Raw genomic sequence first — 15,906 nt, 5'->3', positions numbered from 1 at the left:
AATTCATATTGGTATGGATTAGGGGGCAGCACAGATGGGTTTTCAAACTGAGTTCAATTCCGTATGCAAATTCAAGTCTGAGCAAGAATTGTACGAGCTGTTGGAGTATGGCCGTGGCAAAATGGTCAAAAAAGACTTCCGCGTATTCCCGACAGGCCAGAAGGTCATTGCTTATTCTCCAAGCAACCAAGCGATTGCGATCGTTCGCATCGTCGCTTCGATTGCGGAGATTAACTTCCAAGGCGAAGAAGTAACCCAAGTTGAGATGGAACTGGTTCGGAAGCTGACGGAGGAAGAAGCGCGCGTGCAAACGGCGCTTGCATACGAAATGTTCTTCGGAGAACAAGGCGCATGATTGTACGGTTCGGATTCGTTGCGATGAGCATGCTGCTGGAGTCGGCTTCGCCTTCACGGACGATGACCTATGCGAATTTCTCGAAGCTTGACGATCGCGAGGCTGCCCTGCGGAAGCTGGAGCGGCTGGCGGAGGAGAATTTGAACAATACGCTGCGATTGCTGCGTCATTGTCGGGGGAGCGGGATTCAAATGTACCGCTTCTCCTCCAAGCTCATACCGCTGGCGACGCATGACGCGGTGAAGGACTGGGATCCCTTCCCGGCGCTGGCCGACAAGTTCGCAGAGATCGGCGCCTTTGTGCGAGAGAGCGGCATGCGGGTATCGTTTCATCCGGACCATTTTTGCGTTTTTAGTACCCCAAGACCTGAAGTGCTCGCCAGCTCCCGCAATGACATGATCTATCATGTCCGGATGTTGGAGGCGATGGGGCTTGATGAATCGGCCAAAAATAATATTCACGTCGGCGGCGCCTACGGTGACAAGCAGGTGGCGGGTGAACGGTTCATTCGACAGTTCGGCGAGCTCGATGCGCGCCTGCGCAATCGCGTGACGCTGGAGAATGACGACAAGACGTTCAATGTCCGCGAGACGCTCGACATTGCAGAAGCGGTGCAGATACCGATGGTACTGGATATTCATCACCATGCGGTTAATGATGGCGGTGAAAGCGAGGAGTCGCTGATCGGCGATCTATGGCCGCGTATCGTCGGCACATGGCACCGTGAGAATGATCGGCTGTCGATGAATGCGGATGACGATGTTGTTGAGAAGCTCGGAGCAGCGGCACCGCTTGAAGCGGCTTCCGGCTCGGTAAAGGATTGGCCTGGCGGTGCGATGGTACTGCCGCCGAAGATCCATGCATCCAGTCCGAAGAGCGTTACCGACCCTCGCGGCCACGCCGACTACGTAGAGCCGGAGCAGCTGCTGCGGTTTCTGCAGTCGGTATCCGGCTCGGTGCCGATACTCGATTGCATGCTGGAGGCGAAACGAAAGGACGACGCCTTATTCCGTCTGATGGATGATTTTCGTGCCATGGAGGCGCGCGGCGAGCGCCTTCGTGTCGTCGGACCTTCGGCAATCGAGGTATAGCGGATAGTGGGCCGCCACCAAGCTTCGGTGGTGGCCTTCAGCTATGACTTGGAAGAGGGAGAATATCCATACCTATTTATACATAAGGAAGAAGGAACGAATTTGCTGGAGATTATTATGCTTGCCTTGCTGGGCCTTGTCTCCGCTGTGTTCGGCAGCATCGTTGGCCTTGGCGGCGGCATTATCATCGTACCGGCCTTAACGCTGCTAGGCGCCGAACTTACCGGCAGTACGATCGAGCACCCGACAGCGGTCGGCACTTCGCTGGCTGTGCTCATTGTCACAGCACTGGCATCGACGATGTCATATGCTAAGAAGCGCCGCGTCGACTGGCGGAGCGGATGGATGCTGTTTATTACAAGCGGGCCTGCAGCGATGGTGGGCTCTGCTTTGACCGGACATATAAAGGGTGGCGCGTTCCAGCTGTCATTCGGTATTTTCATGCTGTTGATGGCGGGACTGCTTGTTGCTCGCGATTATATGAAGCCCATTTCGAAGAAATGGCCTGTAACGCGTACATACACGGATGACAAAGGGGTTACGCACGAATACGGCTATTCCGTACTGCCCGCGCTCGCTGTCGGACTTCTTGTGGGTCTGATTTCAGGACTGTTCGGCATTGGCGGCGGCTCGCTGTTCGTGCCGGTCATGGTCCTCCTGTTCCGGTTCCCGCCGCATGTAGCGACGGCAACATCGATGTTCGTCATTTTCTTATCCTCGATTCTTGGAACAGGCGTACACGCATGGCTGGGGGAGACGAATTGGTGGATTGTGCTCATGCTCGTCCCGGGGGCATGGATTGGCGGTAAATTAGGTGCATACATCGCTTCCAAAATGACGGGTAAAGCGCTGCTGTGGCTGCTGCGGATTACTTTTGTCGTTATGGCGGCTCAATTGATCATTGAAGGTTTGTCAGAAATGTAGACGATTCGAAACAGGCGAAACTTTAAGGGGTTCCGAACGTATTGTAGTTAAATACGCGTTTTGTAATTTGGAAGGGGTGCGTAATCGTGAGCGAACAGGACACTCCCGTGATCGGGGGTAAAAGCTTTACAGCCGTAGCAATCAACTGCGCGGCCAAAGCAGGGGAATGGATTAAGACGAAGCTCGGGAAGCATACGAGTCTGTCATTGAAATATTCGGCACAAGACCTTGTTACGGAAGTGGACAAGGGCGCGGAGAAAATGATTCGTAATCTGATCATGATTCAATTTCCGCATCATTCGATTCTAGGTGAAGAAGGGGTTGAGCCTGGGCCAGAGGCATCAACGCAAGCGCTGCAAGATATGCAGGACGAAGAATATTTGTGGATCGTTGATCCGGTCGACGGTACGACGAACTTCGTACACGGCTTCCCGTTCTTCTCGGTTTCGATCGCACTGGCGCACAAGGGCGAAGTAATCGTCGGCGTCGTTTACGATCCGATGCGCGACGAGCTGTTCGTCGCAGAGAAGGGCAAAGGTGCCTATGTGCACGGCCAACGGATGAGCGTCTCCGAGGAAGGAACACTCCATGAAGGCCTTATTGCAACAGGCTTCCCGGCTAGCCCTGAGAATGCACGATTGAATATGCAAAGCCTGCAGGCAATCGCGCCACAGGTACGCAATATCCGTTCCGGCGGATCGGCTGCACTACATATGGCGTATGTTGCAGCGGGACGTCTGAGCGGCTTCTGGGAATACGGCCTTAATGCTTGGGATATCGCAGCGGGTTCGCTGCTCATCAAGGAGTCGGGCGGCATCGTTACCGATATCGCGGGTGAGCCATACCATCTTGGTGTACGCCATGTTGCGGCATCGAACGGCAAGCTGCATGACAGCTTCATTAGCGAGCTGAAGAAATCGGCTGCACATAGCTAATCTTTTATGTTTTACGAAGAGGAAGGGGCTGTACGACGTTGTTAATGCCGATTCTGCAGGTTGAATCTGAGGAAATTCCGGAGTACGCCCTCGTCTGCGGCGATCCTCGCCGTGCGGCAGCTATTGCGGAGAAGCTCGACAACGTTCGCGAGCTGGCCTTCGCCAGGGAATATCGGACATTCGTTGGCGAATACGGCGGCGTGAAGCTTGCGGTTGTCAGCCACGGTGTTGGCTGTCCTGGTGCAGCGGTGTGCTTCGAAGAGCTCATTCGCGCAGGCGTAAAGACGCTTATTCGTGTCGGTACAGCAGGTTCGTATTCTACGGATAACCCGGCTGGCTCTCTGGTCATTAGTACAGCAGCGATCCGGACGGACGGCTTAACGCGGCAGCTGGTGCCTGACGGCTTCCCCGCTGTCGCAGACAGCGACGTGGTCAATGCTCTGTACGCGGCAGCGCAGGAGATTAAGGGAGATACCGTTGTTCGTAAAGGGATGACGGTAACGCTCGATGTGTTCTATAACGGCATCGAGGAGTTCCCGCATAAAAAGTGGAAGGCGGCAGGCGCACTCGCTGTCGAGATGGAGATCTCGGCGCTGTACGTCATCGCCTCGCTGCGCAGTGTCCGCGCCGGTGCCATTGTGGCACTCGACGGCTATGCTGATGCCGACCTCGCGGCTGATTACGACCCGCATACCGACGTCGTAGGCCAAGCGGTCGAACGGGAGATACAGGCGGCGCTCAACGCACTCGTTAGATTATCTACTGAGGATTCTACCCACCTAAATCCTCCCTGCTAGGGAGGACCCCAGGGGACTCCTGTCCCCTGGACCCCGGAAGAGAAAACGTGGGATGAGCAGAGGCTAGCAGATTTACTACGTGCAAGGAACCGCGTGCCCCTGTGGGGCAAAGCTTACCGTTGCGCTTGAAGCTATTCCAGTGCAGGGTATTATATTAAAAGCCTCAAACCTTCGCTTGGCGAGGGTTTGAGGCTTTTTGCATAGCAGACAGGAACTAAGAAGCAAGTGATGCAGCTTCCAGCGGGAGGATAACGGAGGCTTTGAATAGATCGCCATCGGTTTCTAATATCAGGTGGCCTTCGTGTAGGTCGACGATTGACTTGGCAATCGCGAGTCCAAGGCCAGACCCTTCGGTATGGCGTGACGTATCTCCGCGTTTAAAACGTTCAAACAGCTCATCGGCGTTGTCGATGATTTCATATTTGGATACATTTTTGAACGTAATCGTAACCTCTTGCCGTTCTGATACTTGCATCGTGATATAGGCGCGAGTGTTGTTCAACGAATATTTAACCATGTTCCCGATGAGGTTGTCGAATGCACGCCATAGCTTCTGGCCATCTGCATGCGCATAGATGGATTCATCCGGCAAGGAGATACGGAATTGAACATCAGAGCTGTCCATTACGTCCTTGTACTCGGCTAGCGCTTGCTGCATGAGCTGAACGAGGTCTGTCTTCGCAAGGACCAGCTTCGCGTTGCCGCTTGCCATGGTTGATACTTCGAATAAATCGTCGATCATCGTCTTTAATCGCTTCGATTTCTGGTCGATAATCTCAACGTAGGCAGCTCGCTCTTCGGCGGTTGCATCCTCCGATTTCAGCAGCTCTGCGTAGGTAATAATGGAAGTAAGCGGCGTGCGCAGATCGTGACTGACGTTTGTAATGAGCTCTGTCTTCAATCGTTCGCTCTTCGCTTGCTCATTCTGCATAGTCTTGACGCCACGACGGAGCGCATTGATATTAGCTGCAAGTGCAGCGACAACGCTATTACCCGATATAGCCAGCTCGTGAGGCATTCGACCTGCGACTAGTTCATCCGCTGCTTTAGCGACTCGATTCAGATAGGCAAATTGCCGATTGAATAGAAGGAGCGCAGCGACAACGGCAATTGCGAAAATTGGGGTGATCAAGAAGATGGATGCGTCATCGTTCTGAATGAACAGAAATGCTGAGCCTCCCCAGATAAAGCCTGATCCGATCAAGATACAGGAGAAAACAAGCAGTCGTATTCCTGTGTTCCGATAAATAAAAGAGTCCTTCACCTGATTCACGACAAGCGTGAAATTTACTCTCGCACGGGTGACACCACGCATCAACAAGGAACGAGTCCATTCCTCTCTCACCATACTCCATTTGCGTAGTGGATTGGTCAACAGCTGGCCCTGAACAATGATTAGCATCATACCGATTGTTGCAGAAGCGAGGGTGAATAAAAGCTTTCCGCTATAAGCCGCAGGCACTTCTATGAAGGGTATGAGCTGGTTCGTTAAATGATCGATCAGGCTGATCGTCAGCAAGGATACTGCGGCAAGAAGCAGCATACGCACATCCATAGGAATCTGAAGATAGTAGCTTTTAAACCGATCCCTTTCTGTGTGAACGACCAAGAACTTTCTCATTCGTAACAGGCATACGACGAGTAAAGTTATACTTAACAGGCAATAGGTGAACAGGATGATTTGCTCTCGTCTGTACGTATCGGCAGCCTTTTTCATCGGGCTCGTTGCAGGAACGGCAATCCAGCCTCGATGGGGGACGTTTGAAGAAGCATCCAGCTCCTCGAATCCTTGAATCCAGCTATATAGGTAATTGTTTACATCCGTTCTGTATTCAGTGGTATAGCTGTAGCCGTCGCCGTTTAATTGATTTACAGCGGTGTACTCATTCTGAGTACTCAGACTCGTATATGCCTTGCCTGTGGAAATATCTCGAAAATAATAGTCGAATTGATCCCGAAGATAAGTGAATTCGGAGCGGGAATTTTCTTCGTATTCGTAATAGCTGTCGACCTGCTGCTCTTTCTCCTTGCGAATAAGCGCGGTAACATATTCGTCATCATCGTACAGCTTCATTAGATTCTGCTTCTCTAGTTCAAGCTTGTCCTTATAATAGTCAGCGACTTTATCGTTATTGTTGGCGGTTGCATCTTGAATGAGCAGATCATATTCGTCACGGAGCCTATTAAGTTGATCGTTAAGAGGGCCTTGTTGGTTACGATATACATTGATTTCGTCTTCCGTTATTGTAATGGATGATTTGGCCTGCTGTTTGGAGATCGGGTTTAGCTCGAACAGATTCAAATAGAAGGCAAATTGATCAAGCTGTTGTGTAAAATCTTGTGTCCGGTAGTAATCGCGATGCAGGTAACGGCTTCCTTGATCGAAGAAAGCGATCGGTCCGCTCAGGCCTATGACGAACATGAAAGCGAAGAGCGTGAATAAGGTTCTACTTTTCCATTTTGTATCCAATGCCCCATACCACCTTCAAATATCTCGGATTTTTTGGATCGAACTCGATCTTTTCACGAATTTTGCGAATGTGAACGGCAACCGTATTTTCCGCATTATAACCAGGCTCTCTCCAGACGCGTTCATAGATTTCTTGGATGGAGAGGACTCGTCCCGCATTGGTCATCAGCAGCTCCACAATCTTATACTCGATAGGCGTCAGCTTAACTGATTCGCCATTTACAGCTACTTCTTTGGCGTCTTGATTTAACGAAAGGCCGCGGATGTCGATCATTCGTTTGATGCCTTCATAAGAGCCGAACGTTACATATCTTCTCAGCAGCGATTTCACTCGGGCGATAAGCTCCATTGGATTAAAAGGTTTGGTGACATAGTCATCTGCTCCAACATGCAGTCCAAGAATTTTATCGCTGTCCTCGCTTTTGGCACTCAGGATGAGGATGGGGAGGTTGCGGCTTTCTCTGATCTTGAAGGTTGCCGTTATACCATCAACCCGGGGCATCATGAGATCCAGTATGATGAGATGTACTTCACTCGCCTCCAGCATTTCCAACGCTTCTAAGCCATCCTTCGCTTTCAGAACGATTACGCCTTCCTGCTTCAAGTAGATCTCAATGGCGTCGCGTATTTCTTTATCGTCGTCGACGACCAGCACGGTGCGCTGTTCCATCGGTTTCAACCCCTCCCGTTATGTTTCTTTAGCCCATTGTAAATGGAAAATCTTAATATTCGATCATCAAATTTATGAAGAAGTTCTTAATATTTATCGGTAGTCAGGACCTAATGAGTTGAATGAACGAAATGGCAACAGGGTTGCTGTTGTTTTATGAGGTAGGGGAGAGGTGGCGTTGAACCTCCATCGAGGGGATAAGTGTGGTAGATCCACACCTAATCTCTAAAAAGTAGCGCTACACGCACCATTAAGTGATGCAAAACCGCTCTTAATGCCGCACTCAGCAGGCAAAACAGCAGCTCCAAGTAAATTAAGCGATGATCTACCACACTTAATCACCCTAATAAGGCCCCGAAACTGAAATAAGCGCTGCTCAGCAGCGCTTAACTATCAGCACTAAACAAACTATCAAACACAAACAGAAAGCTTGCCCCATAGGGCACGCGACTCCCAACACACAGAAACTTATGCGGGCCTTTGGCTCGGCAATTGGTACCGACGGCTTCCCGGCTGACCTGCATACCGACGTTATAGCCAATGCTTTGGATAGCGAGATTCAGTCGGCGGTAAGTGCGATCGTGAAGTTGATGAAGCGGGTCGAAAGGACTAGTGAATATATATATAGTAATACATAAGTTTTAGGATGCTTATTGGATATTGTGACCGGTAGGCATTCTTTTCTCTTAATAAATGAATTGATAATATTGGAACGTGATTTACTTTACGAACTAAAAATATTCTAAAATTTAAACATAAAATAATTATTCGCCAATATACGACACACTTCAACAAATAACTTCTGATATACTTCTTTTGCGACAAAAGTAGCAAAAAAATTAAAACATAGGGGGCGGAAGAATGAATTTTTGTACACGGTGTGGACAAAAGATGGTCGAAGGGGAAGAGCATGTTTGTAATGAAGTTGCAGCGTCAAGTTCAGAGGGAGTGGTAAGTAACGGGAAATCTTGGGGGAACTCTGCTGCTGATTCCTTGAAAAAAGTGGATTATCAAGTGATTTATGCACTGCTCAAGAATCCTCAGCGAGCTGCAAGCTTGCAACCCGATAAGGATCTGGTTTATGGAATACTTGGTTTGGTTGCATCCATACTTGGATTTATGATTTGGGTTTGGATGGTTGGGAAGAAACTTAGTAGTCTTTTAAATGATCTATTTGGATTTAACGATATTAATAGCTTTTTTGAAACAGGAAGTGTATCTAATAAAATTAGCACCATGCTCACAGGTAAACTTTTTGGTCTGTCCATCGTATCCATAGTGGCTCTAGGTACGGCTTTGTGGTTGATTGGGATCTGGTTAGGTCGTAAGAAGTTGACGTTAAGTGATTTTATTACATACTTTGGCGGGATGCAATATAGCTTCGGTGCGGGCTTTATTATTGCGGGACTTGGAACAATTGTTGGACTAAGAATATCAATTATTTTAGTTATTATCAATTTGCTCGCATCACTTGTATTGAATCTGATGTTAGCTTCCGAAATATCCGAAGTGTCCAAGGATCGTAGATTGACCTTCGTTGCTAGCAGCATCGCAGCATACATTATTGTCAGTGCTGTACTCGCTGTTATCATTATCTAGAGAGAGGAGTAGTGGAGAGTGTTTTGTGCTAAGTGTGGAACTGAACTAACGGATAATTCTCGTTTTTGTGGGAATTGTGGTGAACCGAATCCATCAATAGTGAAGCCGGCTTCTAGTATCGTTCCAAAGATTCGAATGTCTAAGCGTACAAAATTAATTACCGCCGGGATTACGGGAGTGGTTGTAGTATTGGCAGTAGTTTATGCTATAGCTCATTATACATACGGGCCATCTTCGCCTGAGAAACTTGAAGCGACGCTTCAGGCAGCGGTAGATGAGCACAATGTAGATAAGCTTGCAGACTATTTGTCTGACGAAAATGCTGATTTAACCACTATTGAAAAATTGGATGCGTTCAAACAGGCATTTAATGATGACACTGCTGCGAACTATAAAAAAGGCTTTAAAGAAGCATTGCTGGCGGAACAGCAATTCAGCAAAATGAATGAGTTCGGAATAGACTGGGGCGACGAAGGAACAATTGTGTTTGTGAAGGAGTCAAACTGGCGCGGGACGAAGTGGTCTTATACGATCAAACCTTCTAGTGTCACCTTCGAACAACAGCCGGAGTGGACAGTTGTAACGTCGCTTGCAACACTACCAAGCAATACTGGAACGCTCAGCATTGTTTGGCCGGCTGTATACGAATACAAGTCGGAAGTGTCTAACAAGTACGGCGGTACACAGACGATTCAAGGCTCGGTTGATTTGTTTCATAACCAAGAAGCGACTGTGAGTCTTACAAGAGAAGTTCAAGCAGGAATAACATTCTTAATGCCTCAAATCGATGGGGTTGGCTTTACATTGAATGGTGTTGATTTCCCGGCACTAGAAGAAGGTCAGACTCGAGTTAGAATTGCACCTGTACCAGCTGAATTAAAGGTGGCTGCGAAAGGTACATTGCTCGGGAGAACCATTGATATAACTGAATCAGTGAATGGATCAGAGAATGAAGAGGTCAACCTCTCTACCCTTGTCAGTCAAGCGATCGCTGAAGATGTTGCTGAAGTAATTCTCAATGCGAATGTGTCGTGGACAAAAGCGAAAAATGCGGGGACCGCATCTCTATTGACTGATATTGATCCGAATAGTCCGATCATGAGTTCTTTCTCACAAGGCATGTATGAGGGAGGGACTGAAACAAAGGTTCATTTGGAACGAATTGCTATTGATCCAATGAGTATTGAGATTTACTCCGATCGGATTCAGGTTACCGCTGAAGAAGAGTATAGTTATCCCGGCAGTACGCTATCCAACAATATATCAAGCAACACTTACACCATAACAAAGCGGTCAGATACCAATGGATTATGGCTGACGGAAACGAGTCGCAATTATTTCTGGAGCAGCGATTTACTTGAACGTAATACGGCTATGATCAAGACGAACCCGGAGAAGCCTGTATTGGGGGATAGTACGGTAGGTTAATAAAAAACACAAGAAATCGTTCTTTTCCAGATCGGAGAACCATCTCCGTTTGGATTGAACGATTTCTTTATGTTTTAACACTTAGAAGCTGTCTACAATACCTTCTTGAGTGCCCGGTCTGCCGCCTCAATCGTCGCATCCACATCAGCGTCTGTGTGCGCCGTCGTCAAGAACCATGCCTCGTACTTCGACGGTGCGATGCAGATGCCTTCCTCCAGCAAGCCGCGGAAGAAGCGGGCGAACTGCTCGCTGTCGGTCTGCTGCGCTTCCTCGTAGTTCGTAATCGGGTGATCGCAGAAGTGGGTTGAGAAAGCACCGCGAATGCGGTTGATCGTCAGCGGTACGCCATGGCGTGAAGCCGCATCGTTGAAGCCGTCGACGAGACGGATCGCGAGTCGCTCCATCTCTTCATAGACGCCTGGTGCGCTCAGCACTTCCAGGCAAGCGATGCCGGCCGAGATCGAGGCCGGGTTGCCGGCCATCGTGCCGGCTTGGTAAGCAGGGCCAAGCGGAGCGACCTGCTCCATGATGGTTTTGCGTCCGCCATAGGCGCCGATCGGAAGGCCGCCGCCGATGATTTTGCCAAGCGCCGTCAGGTCTGGCTCTACGGCTGCCTGGTCAGGGAATACGTGGTACGTCTGCGTGCTGCCGTAGTGGAAACGGAATGCGCTAATGACCTCGTCGTAGATGACGAGCGCACCGAACTCACGAGTTACTTTGCACAGTGCTTCAAGGAAGCCTGGCTTCGGCATAACCATACCGAAGTTGCCGACGATCGGCTCGACCATGACCGCCGCCGTATCATCGCCCCATCGCTCAAGGGCAGCGCGAAGCGCATCGATGTCGTTGAAGGGAACGGTAATTACCTCATGCGCAATGCTCGTCGGAATACCTGCGCTGTCTGGAATGCCAAGCGTGGAAGGGCCGGAGCCTGCTGCAACGAGCACGAGGTCCGAGTGGCCGTGGTAGCAGCCTGCGAACTTGATGATTTTGCTCCGTTTCGTATAAGCGCGAGCAACGCGAATGGTGGACATGACCGCCTCCGTACCGGAGTTGACGAAGCGAACCTTGTCCATCGAAGGAATGGCTTCCTTCAGCATGCGGGCCAGCTTAATCTCCAGCTCCGTTGGCGTGCCGTATAATGTGCCGTTCGTCGCAGCACGGACGATCGCTTCCGTAATGTGCGGGTGAGCGTGACCTGTAATAATAGGGCCGTAAGCGGCCAAATAGTCGATGTAACGGTTGCCGTCCACATCCCAAAAATAAGCGCCGTTCGCGCGTTCCATGAATACCGGTGCGCCGCCGCCAACCGCTTTGAACGAGCGGGAGGGGCTGTTAACGCCGCCGACAATATGCTGTAATGCTTCTTCATACAATTGCGCAGAGCGCGTACGATTCATTGTCATGATTGAATAACCTCCGTTAGTGCAGTACAAACCTAATCGCTATTATACCATTAAGCCGCCAGCAATCGCTTCTCATCCGCATACGGTATAAATAAAAACCCCTTTCCGATTGAGGAGCGCGGCTCCATCTTCAGAAAGGGGTCACTTTATTAATTGCTGGACGAGCTCGATTCACTCGTGCTCGAGCTGCTGTCCGTCGAGCTATCCGTTGACGTACCCGTACCATCGGTCGATGTACCGTCAGCCGGAGCCTCCGTATCCTTCGCCAGCTCATCTTGTACGAATTGACGAAGCTTGTCCTCGTCCTTGATGCCGATAACGGCTGCGCCACCAGCGTTGTCCTCGCTGATCATATCCATTGGAGGCACTTGTTCCGTTCCTGCGACCGTAATGCCGAGTCCAAGCTGGCCAAGTTTGAGCATATCTTCGACCGTCAGGTTCGTCTCGATGTAAGGCGAGACGCTCTTGATGATGTCTGTGATATGAACAATGCTCCAACCGGACATGATTTTGCTCGCAACGGCTTGCATGAATTCCCGCTGACGCTCCGTACGCGTGAAGTCACTCATCGCATCGTGGCGGAACCGCACATATTGCAGAGCATGGTCGCCATCAAGATGCTGTTGGCCTTGCTTGAGATGGATATCGTAACGGTTGCCGTCGGCATTATCGACGTAGTTCATATCCTTCTCGACGTAGAAGTCGATGCCGCCGATGGCATCGATCAGCGATTTGAAGCCTTCAAACTCGGTATAAAGGTAATATTGAATATCAAGTCCTAGAAGATTGCCGATTGTTGTACGCGCCAGGCGCTCACCGCCAAGCGATACGGCTGTATTAATCCGTCCTTTGCCATGACCTTCGATATCAACATAAGTGTCGCGAAGAACGGAGAAGACATGCGCTTTTTTTGTTGCTGGATCGATCGATACGACCATCATCGTATCGGAGCGTGCGACCTGACTTTTCTCTAAGCCACGGCCATCGCCGCCCATGAGCAGGATGTTGACGCGCTCAGTGCCTTCCCACTTCGGTGGTTCAGCTGTTGTCGAATCTTGATCATTGAATTGCGTAAACTTGGACTCTTCATCGCTTTTATTTAAACCGTCTAAAGCGTTGTAGACGCCTACTCCGTAGACAGCAGCCCAGACGAAAAGACCAGCAACAACTATTAGCAAACCGAATAATGACCACATCCACCACGGTCTGCGTTTTCTTTTCTTACGCGCTTCCATTGAATGTCGCTCCTTTTTGGAGTATGCTTTCTTGTGCATCTGAAACAAATACAGATTACACATCCTAAAATTATAAAGCGCAGGGGCACAAGGAATCAAGTTTTATTGAATTACCAACAATGAGAAAACCTTCATGTAGGTCTTTTGGCGATAATCAGGTGCATTTAGATATAGGTTTTATCGAAAAATAAAACTTTATAAGCCCTCAACTTTAGATGAGTAAGGCAGAAAGGGGTTCAACATAGTGTCTAGGCTTGCAATTGATGTTCAAGATTTACGCAAACAGTTCAAGGTGCAGAATAACCGCGCCGGTCTCGGGGGCGCGTTGAAGGATTTGTTCAAACGCGAATACCGAGAAGTAACGGCGGTTAAAGATATTACGTTCCAAATCCCGCAAGGAGAAATTTGTGGCTACATCGGCGAGAACGGAGCAGGCAAGTCGACCACGATCAAAATGCTGACAGGCATTCTCGTACCGACCTCCGGCCAGCTGCGCGTGAACGGTTTCGTGCCGCATAAGGAACGGGAGAAATTCGTCAAAGAAATTGGCGTCGTCTTCGGACAGCGCTCGCAGCTTTGGTGGGACATCGGCGTTATCGAATCGTTCCAGCTGCTGCGCAAAGTATATCGGGTGCCAGAGGCGGATTTCCGCCGCAGGCTCGATGAATTGGTGGAGCGGCTGCAGCTTGGCGAACTGCTCAATCGTCCGGTTCGGAAGCTGAGCCTTGGCCAGCGGATGCGCTGCGAGCTTGTTGCTTCGCTGCTTCATAACCCGTCGATTCTGTTCTTGGACGAGCCGACGATCGGCCTAGATATTATCGTGAAAACCGAAATCCGCGAGTTTCTGAAGGGCATGAACAAGGAGCATGGTACGACCATTCTGCTAACCACTCATGATTTGCAGGATATTGAAGCGTTGTGCTCGCGCGTTATTATGCTGGACGATGGACGCATTATTTATGACGGCGGGCTGGAGGATTTGAAATCGCGTTGGAGCAAAGGTCGGGAGATCAAGTTCCAATTCGGCTCCGCGGTTACGACGGACCGTTTGCGGACATTAACGGAAGGGCTTACCGGTGTATCGTGGACGCTGGAGAACGGGGTAGAAGCGGCGATGTGGCTGCCTAACGAAATTAACGTATCCGATGCGCTTGCACGTGTTGTCGGCTCCTCTGTTGATATCCGCGATATTAAGATCATGGAGACGAATACCGACGAGATTGTCCGTGCGATTTATCAGTCGGGCAGCGCGGAGACGAAGGCAGCGGCAGCGGCTGCGCTTGAGGATGATACAGCGATTAGCGGGGCGGCACGGTCATGATGAGCGCTTATGTTGATTTTATCCGTATTCGCTTCCTCATGATGCTCGCTTATCGGGTGAACTACTACAGTGGCATCATCATCTATGCAATCAATATCGGCGCTTATTATTTCTTATGGCAGGCAATCTATGGTGACAAGCAGGTGCTGGCGGGCTTCACGGTAGCCCAGATGACGACGTATGTGGCCGTATCTTGGATGGCTCGGGCATTTTACTTCAACAATCTCGATCGGGAGATCGCCAATGAAATTCGAGATGGCAGCGTTGCGGTACAGCTGATCAGACCGTATTCTTACCTTGCGGTGAAGCTGATGCAGGGCTTCGGCGAAGGAATCTTCCGCCTGCTTCTGTTCATGGTTCCGGGCATGGTCATTGTGTGCCTGTTGTTCCCGGTATCACTCCCAACCGATCCGAAGGTATGGGCGATTTACCTCGTCATGCTGTTCTTCGCCTTTCTTATTAATACGCAGATCAATATGCTGACCGGCTTGTTCGCCTTCTTCGTTGAAAATAACGAGGGCATGATGCGCATGAAGCGGGTTATCGTCGACCTATTCTCGGGTGTAGTCGTACCGATCGCATTTTTCCCAGGCTGGCTGTCGGTCGCGATGAATTGGCTGCCGTTTCAGGCGATTACCTATCTGCCAACTGCAGTGTTCACAGGCCGAACGCCGCTCTCGGAAGCATGGGGTGTGCTGGGTGTGCAGGTCATTTGGTTCGTCGTGCTGCTCGTGCCGATTCTGCTGACATGGCGGGCGGCGCGGACGCGGCTGTTCGTGCAAGGGGGTTAACGATCGCGATGCTATATTTGTCTTTATTTTGGGAATACCTGAAGAACTACGCCAAGACTCGTCTTACTTACCGGGCTGACTTCTGGATCGAGGTGCTGTCGGATCTGTTGTTCCAGGGGGTCAACCTGATTTTCATTCTAATCGTCTTCCAACAGACCGAGTCGCTTGGCGGCTGGTCGGAGGCAGAGGTTGTATTCGTATACGGATTTTTCATGGTGCCGTTCGGTATCTTCGGGACGTTCTTTAATCTATGGAATTTCGCAGATCGATACATTGCGAAGGGCGAGATGGACCGTATCCTGACGCGTCCGGCACATAACCTGTTCCAAGTGACGCTGGAAAATATGGACCCCCCGTCGCTGTTTGGATCGTTCATCGGCATTCTGATCATGGCGATCAGCTGGGGACAGCTCGATCTCGTGTTCCATTGGTGGTACGTTCCGATGATGGCGCTGCTCACGCTTGGCGCAGTGCTCATTTATATGGGGCTGTACACGGCTTTGACCGCGATCTCGTTTTATTCGGACGCGCCGACAGGCATCCTGCCGCTCATGTACAACATTCAGAACTACGGGCGTTATCCCGTCAACATCTACAGCCGTATTATCCGATTCGTCCTTACGTGGGTGCTGCCATTCGCTTTCGTGGGCATCATTCCAGCGTCGTACTTCCTCGATGCGAAGCATGATGATATGGCGTCGCTTGCCTTGTACACGCCGCTCGTCGGTGTGATCGTGTTTGCGATCGGGCTGTTCGTATGGAATACTGGTGTGAAGCGGTACCGCGGAGCGGGATCATAGAGCGGTCGTTCAAAAAGTCCGCTTTCGATCACGAAGTATAACAATGTGATCCAACCTTCTCGGTGCTGAAAACCGAGCTTTTTG

At 50.2% G+C, this 15,906-nt stretch carries 14 protein-coding genes and 1 pseudogene; 11 read left to right on the top strand and 4 right to left on the bottom strand.

Features of this window, described 5'->3' with window-relative positions:
- The first annotated feature begins 34 nt into the window (after positions 1–34).
- The 5 genes from DFQ01_RS20165 to DFQ01_RS20145 all read left to right on the top strand — a co-directional run bounded on the left by DFQ01_RS20165 (position 35) and on the right by DFQ01_RS20145 (position 4,102).
- On the top strand, positions 35–355 hold the full coding sequence (locus DFQ01_RS20165; protein ID WP_110045716.1) for a hypothetical protein: 321 nt from the start codon (positions 35–37) through the stop codon (positions 353–355).
- Positions 352–1,446, top strand: coding sequence for a UV DNA damage repair endonuclease UvsE (gene uvsE / locus DFQ01_RS20160; protein ID WP_110045715.1), 1,095 nt, complete (start codon positions 352–354; stop codon positions 1,444–1,446). Before DFQ01_RS20165 ends, uvsE begins: the two co-directional genes overlap by 4 nt.
- A 105-nt stretch (positions 1,447–1,551) precedes the next feature.
- Positions 1,552–2,370: a sulfite exporter TauE/SafE family protein gene (locus DFQ01_RS20155; RefSeq protein WP_425452425.1), complete on the top strand. Its 819-nt coding sequence runs from the start codon at positions 1,552–1,554 to the stop codon at positions 2,368–2,370.
- 86 nt (positions 2,371–2,456) lie between these two features.
- Positions 2,457–3,305: an inositol monophosphatase family protein gene (locus tag DFQ01_RS20150; RefSeq protein ID WP_110045714.1), complete on the top strand. Its 849-nt coding sequence runs from the start codon at positions 2,457–2,459 to the stop codon at positions 3,303–3,305.
- Between the two features lie 38 nt (positions 3,306–3,343).
- Entirely contained in the window at positions 3,344–4,102 is a 759-nt protein-coding gene (locus tag DFQ01_RS20145) for a nucleoside phosphorylase (protein ID WP_110045713.1), read from the top strand.
- A gap of 214 nt (positions 4,103–4,316) precedes the next feature.
- Here the strand turns inward: DFQ01_RS20145 and DFQ01_RS20140 are convergent, their stop codons facing one another.
- Complete coding sequence (locus DFQ01_RS20140) at positions 4,317–6,572, bottom strand: sensor histidine kinase (RefSeq protein WP_110045712.1); 2,256 nt, start codon at positions 6,570–6,572, stop codon at positions 4,317–4,319.
- Entirely contained in the window at positions 6,550–7,242 is a 693-nt protein-coding gene (locus DFQ01_RS20135; protein ID WP_110045711.1) for a response regulator transcription factor, read from the bottom strand. The genes DFQ01_RS20140 and DFQ01_RS20135 overlap by 23 nt, the downstream gene beginning before the upstream one ends.
- Positions 7,243–8,103: 861 nt before the next feature.
- On the opposite strand from DFQ01_RS20135, the gene DFQ01_RS20130 reads away from it, so the two are divergent.
- The 3 genes and pseudogenes from DFQ01_RS20130 (at position 8,104) to DFQ01_RS20125 (ending at position 10,269) form a co-directional block, all read left to right on the top strand.
- Entirely contained in the window at positions 8,104–8,841 is a 738-nt protein-coding gene (locus DFQ01_RS20130; RefSeq protein WP_110045710.1) for a hypothetical protein, read from the top strand.
- An 18-nt stretch (positions 8,842–8,859) separates the two neighbouring features.
- Positions 8,860–8,922: pseudogene (locus DFQ01_RS32235) on the top strand (zinc-ribbon domain-containing protein); the annotation flags it as partial.
- 108 nt (positions 8,923–9,030) lie between these two features.
- A complete protein-coding gene (locus tag DFQ01_RS20125; RefSeq protein ID WP_245946804.1) occupies positions 9,031–10,269 on the top strand; it encodes a hypothetical protein in 1,239 nt (412 codons plus the stop codon).
- 92 nt (positions 10,270–10,361) lie between these two features.
- On the opposite strand, the gene DFQ01_RS20120 is transcribed toward DFQ01_RS20125, so the two are convergent.
- Positions 10,362–11,675 carry a glutamate-1-semialdehyde 2,1-aminomutase gene (locus DFQ01_RS20120; protein WP_110045708.1) on the bottom strand — a complete coding sequence of 438 codons (1,314 nt, stop codon included), beginning with the start codon at positions 11,673–11,675 and terminating at the stop codon, positions 10,362–10,364.
- A 149-nt stretch (positions 11,676–11,824) separates the two neighbouring features.
- The gene (locus tag DFQ01_RS20115; protein ID WP_110045707.1) at positions 11,825–12,910 is read right to left on the bottom strand and encodes an LCP family protein; all 1,086 of its coding nucleotides are present in this window, start codon (positions 12,908–12,910) and stop codon (positions 11,825–11,827) included.
- A gap of 244 nt (positions 12,911–13,154) precedes the next feature.
- Between DFQ01_RS20115 and DFQ01_RS20110 the strand changes: the two genes are divergently transcribed.
- The 3 genes from DFQ01_RS20110 to DFQ01_RS20100 are packed head-to-tail and all read left to right on the top strand — an operon-like array spanning position 13,155 to position 15,822.
- The gene (locus DFQ01_RS20110) at positions 13,155–14,231 is read left to right on the top strand and encodes an ABC transporter ATP-binding protein (protein WP_110045706.1); all 1,077 of its coding nucleotides are present in this window, start codon (positions 13,155–13,157) and stop codon (positions 14,229–14,231) included.
- Complete coding sequence (locus DFQ01_RS20105; RefSeq protein WP_110045705.1) at positions 14,228–15,022, top strand: ABC transporter permease; 795 nt, start codon at positions 14,228–14,230, stop codon at positions 15,020–15,022. The genes DFQ01_RS20110 and DFQ01_RS20105 overlap by 4 nt, the downstream gene beginning before the upstream one ends.
- A gap of 8 nt (positions 15,023–15,030) precedes the next feature.
- Positions 15,031–15,822 (top strand): ABC transporter permease, encoded by a 792-nt coding sequence (locus DFQ01_RS20100; RefSeq protein WP_110045704.1) that lies wholly within the window; start codon positions 15,031–15,033, stop codon positions 15,820–15,822.
- Positions 15,823–15,906 lie beyond the last annotated feature (84 nt).

Source organism: Paenibacillus cellulosilyticus (assembly GCF_003182255.1).
In the GTDB taxonomy this organism is placed as follows: domain Bacteria; phylum Bacillota; class Bacilli; order Paenibacillales; family Paenibacillaceae; genus Paenibacillus_T; species Paenibacillus_T cellulosilyticus.
The sequence above is the reverse complement of the archived record's forward strand: the minus strand, read 5'-3'. Positions and strand labels throughout refer to the sequence as shown.

Bases quoted from the DNA above. Each gene is read 5' to 3' on its own strand.
- DFQ01_RS20115 (WP_110045707.1), bottom strand. From the start codon at position 12,910: ATGGAAGCGCGTAAGAAAAGAAAACGCAGACCGTGGTGGATGTGGTCA.
- DFQ01_RS20120 (WP_110045708.1), bottom strand. From the start codon at position 11,675: ATGACAATGAATCGTACGCGCTCTGCGCAATTGTATGAAGAAGCATTA.
- DFQ01_RS20130 (WP_110045710.1), top strand. From the start codon at position 8,104: ATGAATTTTTGTACACGGTGTGGACAAAAGATGGTCGAAGGGGAAGAG.
- DFQ01_RS20165 (WP_110045716.1), top strand. From the start codon at position 35: ATGGGTTTTCAAACTGAGTTCAATTCCGTATGCAAATTCAAGTCTGAG.
- DFQ01_RS20100 (WP_110045704.1), top strand. From the start codon at position 15,031: ATGCTATATTTGTCTTTATTTTGGGAATACCTGAAGAACTACGCCAAG.
- DFQ01_RS20135 (WP_110045711.1), bottom strand. From the start codon at position 7,242: ATGGAACAGCGCACCGTGCTGGTCGTCGACGACGATAAAGAAATACGC.
- DFQ01_RS20105 (WP_110045705.1), top strand. From the start codon at position 14,228: ATGATGAGCGCTTATGTTGATTTTATCCGTATTCGCTTCCTCATGATG.
- uvsE (WP_110045715.1), top strand. From the start codon at position 352: ATGATTGTACGGTTCGGATTCGTTGCGATGAGCATGCTGCTGGAGTCG.